Raw genomic sequence first — 9537 nt, forward strand, 5'->3', positions numbered from 1 at the left:
CTCGGGGCGGGGATGGCGGGGCGCATTGTCGCCCCACGCATGGTCAGGCGAAGGACCCTCTCTGCGCGGTCGGTGCCGCGCGAGGTGGGCGGCGCGCCCCCCGGGCGAGGATTCGTAATCAGGAGGTCGCTGCCTTATTAGCGGGTGTGGAGGGCGACAAGCCCGTGATCGCCCACTGCTGACAGGGCGACAGGTTCTGCGAATCGGTCGCCGGTATTCTCGATACGGGCGGGAGGCCGCTCGCCTGGCTGGGGAGTCACGCGATGCCGTGCCGGGTCCAGGTCACCGAGACTGTCACTGACGCCGCGCGACAGCGCGCAACAGGCCGCAACTTCCCGCAACGGTCGCCCCGGCCCCGCGAGGGAGCAAGTCTCTGAAAACGCGGCCGATGCAGGCGATCGCCGCCGAGGGCTGAAAATCCTGGTGTCGGCGGTTCAATCCCGTCCCAGCCCACCATTCTTTCCATGGCTTAGCGAGCGCCCCGCCCGCAGTGAATGTCACCGGAATGCCCCCCAACCTGTCACCCAACGCGAACAGCTTCGCCCCCGCCTCTCGAAGATCGCCGTTCGTCACGCTCGCGTCGCGCCGGCGCCGCGAGGGCGGCGCAGTTCTCACGGGTGCCGCGCTGGGCTGCGGGCGGCTCTGGGCGCTCAGGCGCTCCGCGCGCGCGCGACGTGCTCCGCGAGGAGGTTGTTGATGAGGGATTGGTAGCCCAGTCCCCGCCGTTTGGCCTCGCGCCGGACCGCGTCGAGAACCTGGGGGTCGATGCGGATCGCGATCAGTCGCCGGGCCGCGGCCCCGAACGGAGGCCGGCCCACCCGTCGCATCGCCTGGATCTGGGCCGGGGAAGCCTCCGGGATGTCGGAGAAATCAATCCTGCGCCGCATGGGCCGCCCGCTCTTTGCGGCTCGCGCGGCGCGCGCTGATGATGCGGATGCTCTCGCCATCGTCTTGCCTCCTCATGGCGTAGGCCACGATGAGCAGGCGGCCGGTCGCCGCGCGGCCCAGCCGCAAGAACCTCGGCTCCTCCTCGGAATGCCGCAGATCCGGGCCGTCGAGGGCGTCCGGGTCACCGAACACCGTCCCCGCCTCCTCGAACGAGACGCCGTGCTTGGCACGGTTCACCGCGGCCTTCCGCGTGTCCCATTCGAACACGATTCAGTATATACGATAATCGAAGCACGGTTCACCGCGGCCTTCCGCGTGTCCCATTCGAACACGATTCAGTATATACGATAATCGAACTGGAGGCGCGGGTTCACGACCCAGCCCCGCAGCCCGCCGGGGGCGATCCCCGGCGAGCTTGGCAGCGCCGCACGCTCGGATGGTCTCAGCGCTCGTCGCTGCCTTCCTGACGCAGCCGGAGGCCACCAGACCGGGGCGCCACCCGCTGGAAGTCCAGCGCTGTGGCGCCAGGCGTTCACGATCTCGGAGGGGTCCCCGCTGAGCACGGTTCCTCGCTCGAGAAACTCCTCCACGTCCTCGTCCTGATCCGCCGCGCCACTGTCGCATCGCCCGGGGGGTTCGCCGTGAGCATGCCGCGCTCCATCGCGCGCCCGGCGAGCACATGCGCCCCAGAGGGAGGCGCGGACGAGACAGGCCAGGACCGGCGAGGTCTCGGCGAGCGGGTCGGCCGCCGCCGGGTCGTCGTCGGGCTCGAGACGGCGCGGGGCCAGCAGCCGTCCCCCGCGCGCGCGGGCGGAGGCGAGGACCCGAGCCACGTGCTCATCGCCCGGCGGGGGCGCGGGGTGAAAGGTGAGGTGGCCCGTGTGTGCCTCGCTGAAGACGCCGTCGAGCGCGAGCGTGGGGGAGTGCATGTCGAGCTGCAAGTCGCTCCCGAAGCGCCGGCTCACCGAGCGCCCGGCGTCACCGGACCCGCCGGCCTCGCGCCCCCTGTGGAGTGCACCCCTGAGTTGAGACACAGAAAAAGGGCTGTCGTTAGATGGTGAACTGCGATGCCGGGTGTTCCACGGCGGCGTGCGCGCGCCCCTTGCCAACGCTGGACGCCCTTGGCCGTGCGCGGGCGGTCGGCTACCGGCCGCCGGGAGCATAGTCGAGCGGCATCGTCCTGTGCCAGCGGCCATGGCACCGCGGGTGGTGCCGTACGAGAGCTCCTACGCGACGAAGACCGAACTCACCCGTCTCCTGCTGAAACGGCTGTGCCATCGGCTCCTGGAGCGGGCGGCGTCCGAGCCCGAGAGGTGACGTCACGGGGATGGGGGCCACGGACGGGGCGCCCGCCGCCGGGGGGCGTTCAGGTCGACGATGCTCCCGGCGGCTCGGTGTCCTCGGCCGAGGTCGATCGCGCGATCAAGATCCTGCGCACGACGGTGGCCCGCGACGAAGCGGAGTTGAGCGAAGCCGCCGAATCCTCGTGAGACTCAGATGGGTGAACGACTGCCGTTGACGTTTCCGGACTTCGAGGCCTACCGAGATTTTCGCAATCAACTCTCGGAATGCTTCGCGTCCGAGGGGATCACCGACGCCGTCGTGCTGCAGGTCGGCCGCGCGGTCACCGGCTGGGAGGTCGATCCGGCCAAGCCGCCGGATCCCTGGGCTGTAACCGAGGCGTCACCGGAATTGTCACTGAGCGACGCCGTCGCGGCCGCCAATCCGAGCGTCGCCGCGAGCTTCGCGCCCGCCTCGCGGAGGTCGCCCTCGGCGACGATCGCGTAGCGCCGGTACACGGCCTCGGTCTTGTGGCCGGTCAGCGTCATCGCGACGGAGTGGGAGATGCCGGCACGCTCGAGGTTCCTGACGGCCGAGCGCCTGAGGTCATGGAGCAGGAGCCTGGGCACGATTACCGCCACCTCCGCGGGGGCGGCGGGCGTCCGGCCAGTGGGGCCGCCCCCGTGAACCCCGGCGGCGGGCTCGCGATCAAGGCGCGGGCGCAGGGGCGGGGAGAGAGAGGCTTCGAGGGTCTGATCGAGAGCGGAGAGTCTACCCGATCGCGGCCGGGGCCGGCGGGGCGGGGCCGGGCGACGCGGGGGGGCGCCCGCCGGTCAGGTAGGCGAGGAGGGCCTGCACGGCGAGGGGATCTTGCACAGTGGCGATGACGCGCACCCGGCCGCCAGGAGCCGCTGTCAGTTCGCCGCGGTTCGAGAGGGGTGGGGGAATGCCGATGACTCCAGGAGATCCCTCAGAGCCTCTGGCCCTTCGCCGTCTGCGCGCGAAGCAAGAAGGTCTTCGGGTATTTCCCCTCGCCACAGACCTTGAACGAACCGAAATCCTTCCACCAGAGGCCGTCAGGAGCTTCCGGTTCAGACTCTCGCCACAGCTTCAGTTGATAGAGGTCCTCGGCGGTGATCCTTCGATCGAGGAGGCGATCGAACAGGTGGTCGCGGAGGGCAGGGGGGAGGTTGGTCCACTGGATCTTCGGCATCACTCGCCGAAGGTCATGCGCGCCAGCTCTTCCTTCAGGCGTTTCGCCTCCTCCGGATTGGACGCGCGCGCGAGCCGATCGGCGAGATCGAAGAACCGTTTCTTCTCCTGTGCCTGGCCCTCCAGACCGGCCTCGATCAGGTCGACAACGACGCGGTTCGCACTGGTCTTCTGCGTTCTTGCCAGTGCCTTCACGCGGCGAGCCACGCGCGGCGGGAGGCTTATGCTCTGCCGGATGGGCTTGTCCGAATGTCGCATGGCCTGAGGATACCCCAGCTTGCATCAGGATGCACCACACCGAGGCTCGGAGGCTTCAGCATCTGCATGCGGGCCGGAGGCGCCCGACGCCCGCTCGCACCGCCACGGCCCATCACCCCCGCGGCTCGACCGGCCATACACCGACCTCCTCGACCAGCCGATGCGGGAGTCGCTGGCGTCCCTGCGGGCTGTCAACGGCAGGCCAAGCAGAGCCACCAGGGGTCGCCCATAACGGGCCAGTGCGATGCGAGGTGTGGCGTGAAGACATCCTCGCCCACGCGTTCGCGCTCAGCCGTGAGAACGGTGGGGCGCCCGGCGTGGCGGCTGGCTGGGCGAGCTGAGGGGCGTGCCGCGACGCGAGGGCGGATCCCGGGCGGGGATCGGGTGACGATCGACCTGGTGGCGCCGAAGCGCTCACGCGCGCCGTGGGGCCAGGCACCCGCCCCGGAGCGCGGCGCGTCGCTACCCTGGACGCCGCCGCTCCAGCTCGTCCACGCGGGCCCGGAGCGCGGCCAACTCCTCGTGGACCTCGCCCAGCCGCCGCTCGAGAGTCTCGCGCCGCCGGCGGTCGTCGGACTGTGCGGCCTCCATGCTCCGAAGGGCCTCGACGATCGCGTGGTATTCCTGCTGGAGTCGCTCGTAGTGCCCGGCGAGGGCCTCGATCTGGCCGCCCATCTCGCGGAACTGCCCGCCCATGTCGGCCTTGAGCGCGTCGAGGCGCCGGCTCAGCGCGACGAACTCGTGGTCGTGGCGGGTGAGGTGAGCCTCGATGCCGTCGAAGCGCTCCCCGAGGAACGCGATGAGCTGCCGGTACTCGTCGTTCATCACGGTGGGGCCTCCTCCGGCTGCCGGGGTGATCGGGCTCCCCTGGTGTAACCCAGGCGCCGGCCGCGATCAAGAGTGCACGATCGGCTACGGCCCGACCGGCCACCGTGCTTGACGGGCGCTCGGCAGCGAGGTCCTGGCGGTGGCGGACGAGATGCCCGGCGCGGCCGGGGGCAAGCCCGGCGAATCGGCGGGGTGCAGCGGAAGCGGCGGCGAGGGATCAGCAGCCCCAAGGGGTCAAGGTTCCGGCGCTGGTGGCCGATCGCCTTCGTCCAGAGCGTGGCCGCCATACACGGGGTCTGCCGGGGCCCGCGCCAACGCGGCGGAGAGGCTCATCAGCCATCCGGCCGGGCACTGCGGCGTGTTTGCGGGGGCCCTGTACGCCGCCTGCCAGGGGCGGCGAGGCCCGGTTCTCCACCGTGAACCCGGTGTCCGCGAAATCCGGGCCGGTACACCGGGCGCCACCCGTGCAGGGCGCGGGGGACGCCCGGGATCGCCGGTTGCCGAGCGTCCGGAAGGGCCGCGAGAGGTTAGAAGCTCAGATCGAGCGTCCCGTCGATGGTGGGCGGGTGTCCGACCGCCAGGGGACCATGGTCCAGCGTCCCCACGAACGCTCCCGTGCCCGTGACGCCAGCGAATCTCCTGGTGCCCCCCTCGATGGCGAGCATGACGTTGATCGCGGCAACCGTGCCCGTGTCATCCCAGAGGGCGGCGCCGTCCGTGGCCTTCCCGTAGATCGTGCCGATGAACCGGCCGTTCCGTGTCACGGTCAGCGCCCAGTGCCCGCCGATGATGACGTTGGTGATGTCGGGGCCGGGCGACGCGGGCGTGTAGTTGACCGCGACCACGACGGCCCCGGGTAGCGCACCGGTCGCCTTGGCGGCGAAGGCCGCGCCGTACCGGATGTCGTGGACAGTGTCGACGATGCCCGGTGAGATCTCGATGCCCTGGATGGTGTCGACGTGCGACGTCACCGATTCCCCGAGCGCCATGCCGGGCATCCCGATCACGGTCAGTGCCAGCGCGAGAATGAATCGCCTCATCATCTTCCTTGGTCTCCCTGGATCGAAGGTGTCAGTTGTGCGTGCCGAAGTGGCAGGTGGAGCTTCGATCACCTCCCCGAGGTGCGCGTGACGCACCCGCGTCGCGGCCCCCTGGAACGGGAGCCTCTCTGAGCGCGCCGCTCTCGGCCCATGAACAGCGGCAGGAGCAAGGAACGGGCCAGAGAGGAAATCCTTCGAGATCAGGGGGTTTCAGCGGACCGAGACCGCGCCTCCGTCACGAATCGATCAGCCCACGGTGCCAGGCTGACGCGTCATAGTAATGTGCGGCAGCAATGTGCGATTGTAGGGGCTGAGCCCGCTCCCGTCGGGGCAGTGGGGGATCATCTTCTTCGCGGTGTGGGCCCCGGACGCCGAGTTCGACCGCTATCTGCCGGCGCTGGCGAAGATCTCGGAGAGCTTCCGGATCAACGAGCGGTGGGCCGCGGACTACATCCGGAAGGGCGTGGAGAACCTCAAGCGCCAGATGGCCCGGACCTCTCGCATGATGGCCGAGACCGCCACCGCCGCGCGTGAAGCCTCGCTGGCGGCCTTTCAGGAGCGCGCACGCAGCCAGGAGTATCTGGACTACAAGCGCACGGCCACCATCCGCGGGGAGCAGGAGTGGGTCTCGCAGGTGGAGGGCGGGGCCCTCTACAAGTCGGATCGCTGGGGGTTGAGCCGCGAGGGAGAGCGGCTGAGCGAGGGCCAGCCCTACAACTACTACAACTACGAGGGACGGAACCCGCGGTACAACGAGTCGATGACGCCAGTGGACGCCTCCCGCGAGGTGTTCGAGCGGGTCTACGGCACCCAGCGGCCTCGATGAGCGAAGCTCCGGTCGTGGAGGTCGCAGCGGCGCCGCGAGCTCAGTAGGAGCGGGGCAGCCCCAGCACGTGCTCGGCGAGGTAGTTGAGCGCCATCTGCTGGGAGATGGGCGCGATCTTGTAGAGGCGCACCTCGCGCCAGAGCCGCTCCACGTGGAACTCCTTGGCGTAGCCGAAGCCGCCGAAGGTCTGGAGCGCCGCGTCGCAGGCGTCGAAGCCGGCCTCGGCGGCCATCAGCTTGGCCGCGTTCGCCTCCCGGCCGCACGGCCGGCCCTGGTCGAAGAGCCAGGCCGCCTTCATGCACATGAGCTCGGCGGCGTCGAGCTGGGCGGCGGCCTGCGCCAGCGGATGCGAGATCGCCTGGTTCTTGCCGATGGGGCGGTCGAAGACGATCCGCTCCTTCGCGTACTGGACGGCGCGCTCGAGCGCCGCGCGCCCGATGCCCACCGCCTCGATCCCCACGACGATGCGCTCCGGGTTCAGCGAGTCGATGAGATGGTAGAAGCCCTCGCCGACCGTCCCCACCACGTCCGCGTCCGGGACGGCCAGGTTCTCGATGACGACCTCGTTGGAGTCCACGGCCGCGCGGCCGAGCTTCTCGATCTCCCGCACGGCCATCGCCGTCCGGTCGAAGTCAGTGAAGAAGAGGGTCATGCCCTTGAGCGGCTTCGCCGGGTCGCGGTCGCCGGTGCGCGCCAGGAGGAGGATCTTGTTGGCGTGCTGGGCGTTGGTGGTCCACACCTTGCGGCCGTTGACGATCCAGCGGTCGCCCTTCTTCTCGGCGCGGGTCGTGATGCGTGAGGTGTCGGTCCCGGCATTGGGCTCGGTGACGCCGAATGCCATGACGGTGTCGCCGGTGCAGAGCTTCGGCAGCTCCTTCCGCTTCATCGTCTCCGTGCCGTACTTCACGACGGGCGCGGACGGGAACACGTAGAAGTGGATGGGCGAGGCGCCGGTGGTGCCGGCCCCCGAGGCGCAGATCTCGTGGAGCATGATGGCGGCCTCGATCACGCCCAGCCCGGTGCCGCCGTACGCCTCGGGGATCATCAGCCCGAGCCAGCCGCCGGCGGCGAACGCCTTGACGAACTCGGTCGGGTACTCGGCCCTCCGGTCCTTGTCCAGCCAGTAGTCGGGGGAGAAGCTCCGTGCCAGCGCCGCGACTTCCTTGCGGATCATCTCCTGCGGTTCCGTGAGCGCGAAATCCATGATGGGCCTCCCGGGCCGGTGGTGGTACCCGATCCTACCGCAAAGTGCCTGGCGCTGGCGAGGGGTTGCCGGGTGGGAGCTCCGTCCGGTATGCTCGGGCCGTGGAGACCACACCCGCGATCCAGGACTACCTCGGCGCCATCTACGACCTCACCGGAGGGGACAAGCCGGTGATCGGCGCCAGGCTCGCGCGCCACATGCACGTCTCCGCCCCGTCCATCACGGAGGCGCTCCGGCGCATGCAGCGCGAGGGCTACATCCGCCTCGGAGAGCGGAAGGAGATCCGCCTCACGGCCAAGGGGCGCGGCATCGCCGAGACCATGGCGCGCCGCCACCGGCTGCTGGAGCGCTGGCTCACCGACGTGCTGGGGCTGGACTGGGCGCGGGCCCACGACGAGGCGCATCGGCTGGAACACGCGCTGTCGCCCGTGGTGGAGGAACGGCTGGCCCAGCTCCTCGGCATGCCCAACACCTGCCCCCACGGCAACCCCATCCCGGGCATGCCGGTCCCCGAGAGCCATCACCCGGTGCCCCTGAGCCAGACGGCGGTGGGCCAGCGGCTCATCGTGGAACGGATCACGGAGGAGGCGGAGGCCGACCGCCAGCTCCTGCACTTCCTCTGGCACAGCGGGATCCGCCCCGGCGCCTGCCTCACGGTGAGTGAGGTCGCCCCGTACGCGGGCACCATCAGCGTGCTCATCGAGGACCGCACCATCACCATGGGGCTCGCCGCGTCCGGCAAGATCCGGGTGTTCGACCCCTCGGCGCCCCCTCCCCTCCGGCCAGCGCCGCGCGCTCGCGCGGCGCCCGGGGCGGCGCCGTAGATGGGCGTCCAGGCGCTGTACGCGCTGCAGAACGGCTTCATCGGCTTCGAGCGGAGCGGCCTCTTCTACGGTCAGCTCTCCGGCGAGCGGGTGCAGATCCCGGTCACCTGCTACCTGATCCGCACCTCGGATGCCACGATCCTCTTCGACACCGGGTTCTCGCCGCGCGCCATCCCCGGGCTTCTGCGCACGGACCCCCTCGCCCGCTTCGGCGATGAGGACCTGCTCGTGCACCGCCTCGATGCGCTGGGGCTCGAGCCCGGGAGCGTGGACCTGCTGGTCCTCTCGCACCTGCACTACGACCACGCCGGCGGCGCCGCGCTCTTCCCGACCTCCGAGCTCATCGTCCAGCAGGACGAGTACGGCTACGCCCATTACCCGGCCTCGTGCTGCGCGTCCTTCTACTACCGGAAGAACTTCGACCTGCCGGGCTACCGCTGGCGGTTGCTGGACGGCGACGCCGAGCTCCTGCCCGGGATCACGGCCCTCCGCAGCGACGGGCACACGCCGGGGCATCAGTCACTGCTGGTGGAGCTGCCGCAGACCGGCCCGGTGATCCTGGCGGGCGACTGCTGCTACTGGCAGGAGTCCATCGACCGCGAGACCCCGCCCGGTGTCGTCTGGGACCCCACCCGCGCCATGCACTCGATCAAGCGGCTCAAGACCATCGCCCGGCTGACGGGCGGCCGGATCTTCCCGAGCCACGATCCCGCCTTCTGGGCCACCGCGGTCAAATCTCCAGACGCCTACCGGTGATCGGAGGGTTGCGAGAGATCGCCCCCGCGGTTGACGGCGGCTGGGATCGGCGGAGATACGTCGAGCGGCGTCAAGGTCCGGCAGGCGTGGGCGTGGCGAAACCCGGGTGCCCACGCCAGGTGAACAGCAGCCCGGGTGCCCGCCCCGGATGACCCCGACTGACACACAGGGTGGAATGAAGCGAACCTGATGTTCCGGCGGGGGCGGGCGTGGCGAAGCCCGGGTGCCCGCCCGGCTGCCCGCGACTGACACACAGGGTGGAATGAAGCGAACCTGATATTCCGGCGGGGGCGGGCGTGGCGAAGCCCGGGTGCCCGCCCCGGATGACCCCGACTGACGCACACGGTGGAGTGAAGCGAACCTGATGTTCCGGCGGGGGCGGGCGTGGCGAAGCCCGGGTGCCCGCCCCAGGTGGAGGAG

Annotated in this window: 12 protein-coding genes; 4 read left to right on the top strand and 8 right to left on the bottom strand. The window is 70.3% G+C overall.

The window, feature by feature from the left end:
- Positions 1 to 650: 650 nt before the first annotated feature.
- The 3 genes from HYV93_05075 to HYV93_05085 all read right to left on the bottom strand — a co-directional run bounded on the left by HYV93_05075 (position 651) and on the right by HYV93_05085 (position 1853).
- Positions 651 to 887, bottom strand: coding sequence for a BrnA antitoxin family protein (locus HYV93_05075; GenBank protein MBI2525336.1), 237 nt, complete (start codon positions 885 to 887; stop codon positions 651 to 653).
- A complete protein-coding gene (locus tag HYV93_05080) occupies positions 871 to 1158 on the bottom strand; it encodes a BrnT family toxin (protein MBI2525337.1) in 288 nt (95 codons plus the stop codon). Before HYV93_05080 ends, HYV93_05075 begins: the two co-directional genes overlap by 17 nt.
- A 65-nt stretch (positions 1159 to 1223) precedes the next feature.
- Positions 1224 to 1853: a hypothetical protein gene (locus HYV93_05085; GenBank protein MBI2525338.1), complete on the bottom strand. Its 630-nt coding sequence runs from the start codon at positions 1851 to 1853 to the stop codon at positions 1224 to 1226.
- 532 nt (positions 1854 to 2385) lie between these two features.
- Between HYV93_05085 and HYV93_05090 the strand changes: the two genes are divergently transcribed.
- The gene (locus tag HYV93_05090) at positions 2386 to 2676 is read left to right on the top strand and encodes a hypothetical protein (GenBank protein MBI2525339.1); all 291 of its coding nucleotides are present in this window, start codon (positions 2386 to 2388) and stop codon (positions 2674 to 2676) included.
- 463 nt (positions 2677 to 3139) lie between these two features.
- Here the strand turns inward: HYV93_05090 and HYV93_05095 are convergent, their stop codons facing one another.
- The 4 genes from HYV93_05095 to HYV93_05110 all read right to left on the bottom strand — a co-directional run bounded on the left by HYV93_05095 (position 3140) and on the right by HYV93_05110 (position 5510).
- Positions 3140 to 3382, bottom strand: a complete 243-nt coding sequence (locus tag HYV93_05095) for a hypothetical protein (GenBank protein ID MBI2525340.1) — start codon at positions 3380 to 3382, stop codon at positions 3140 to 3142.
- A complete protein-coding gene (locus HYV93_05100; GenBank protein ID MBI2525341.1) occupies positions 3382 to 3576 on the bottom strand; it encodes a hypothetical protein in 195 nt (64 codons plus the stop codon). Before HYV93_05100 ends, HYV93_05095 begins: the two co-directional genes overlap by 1 nt.
- Before the next feature lie 525 nt (positions 3577 to 4101).
- On the bottom strand, positions 4102 to 4467 hold the full coding sequence (locus tag HYV93_05105; protein MBI2525342.1) for a hypothetical protein: 366 nt from the start codon (positions 4465 to 4467) through the stop codon (positions 4102 to 4104).
- Positions 4468 to 4994: 527 nt separating this feature from the next.
- On the bottom strand, positions 4995 to 5510 hold the full coding sequence (locus HYV93_05110) for a hypothetical protein (GenBank protein MBI2525343.1): 516 nt from the start codon (positions 5508 to 5510) through the stop codon (positions 4995 to 4997).
- Between the two features lie 352 nt (positions 5511 to 5862).
- Here HYV93_05110 and HYV93_05115 point away from each other — a divergent pair, with 352 nt between their 5' ends.
- Positions 5863 to 6333: a hypothetical protein gene (locus HYV93_05115; protein MBI2525344.1), complete on the top strand. Its 471-nt coding sequence runs from the start codon at positions 5863 to 5865 to the stop codon at positions 6331 to 6333.
- A 40-nt stretch (positions 6334 to 6373) separates the two neighbouring features.
- Here the strand turns inward: HYV93_05115 and HYV93_05120 are convergent, their stop codons facing one another.
- Positions 6374 to 7537, bottom strand: a complete 1164-nt coding sequence (locus tag HYV93_05120) for an acyl-CoA/acyl-ACP dehydrogenase (GenBank protein MBI2525345.1) — start codon at positions 7535 to 7537, stop codon at positions 6374 to 6376.
- Positions 7538 to 7638: 101 nt separating this feature from the next.
- On the opposite strand from HYV93_05120, the gene HYV93_05125 reads away from it, so the two are divergent.
- The gene (locus HYV93_05125) at positions 7639 to 8361 is read left to right on the top strand and encodes a metal-dependent transcriptional regulator (GenBank protein ID MBI2525346.1); all 723 of its coding nucleotides are present in this window, start codon (positions 7639 to 7641) and stop codon (positions 8359 to 8361) included.
- Positions 8362 to 9117, top strand: a complete 756-nt coding sequence (locus HYV93_05130) for an N-acyl homoserine lactonase family protein (GenBank protein ID MBI2525347.1) — start codon at positions 8362 to 8364, stop codon at positions 9115 to 9117.
- The last annotated feature ends 420 nt before the right edge of the window (positions 9118 to 9537 follow it).

The organism is Candidatus Rokuibacteriota bacterium, from assembly GCA_016188005.1.
Lineage (GTDB): Bacteria > Methylomirabilota > Methylomirabilia > Rokubacteriales > CSP1-6 > UBA12499.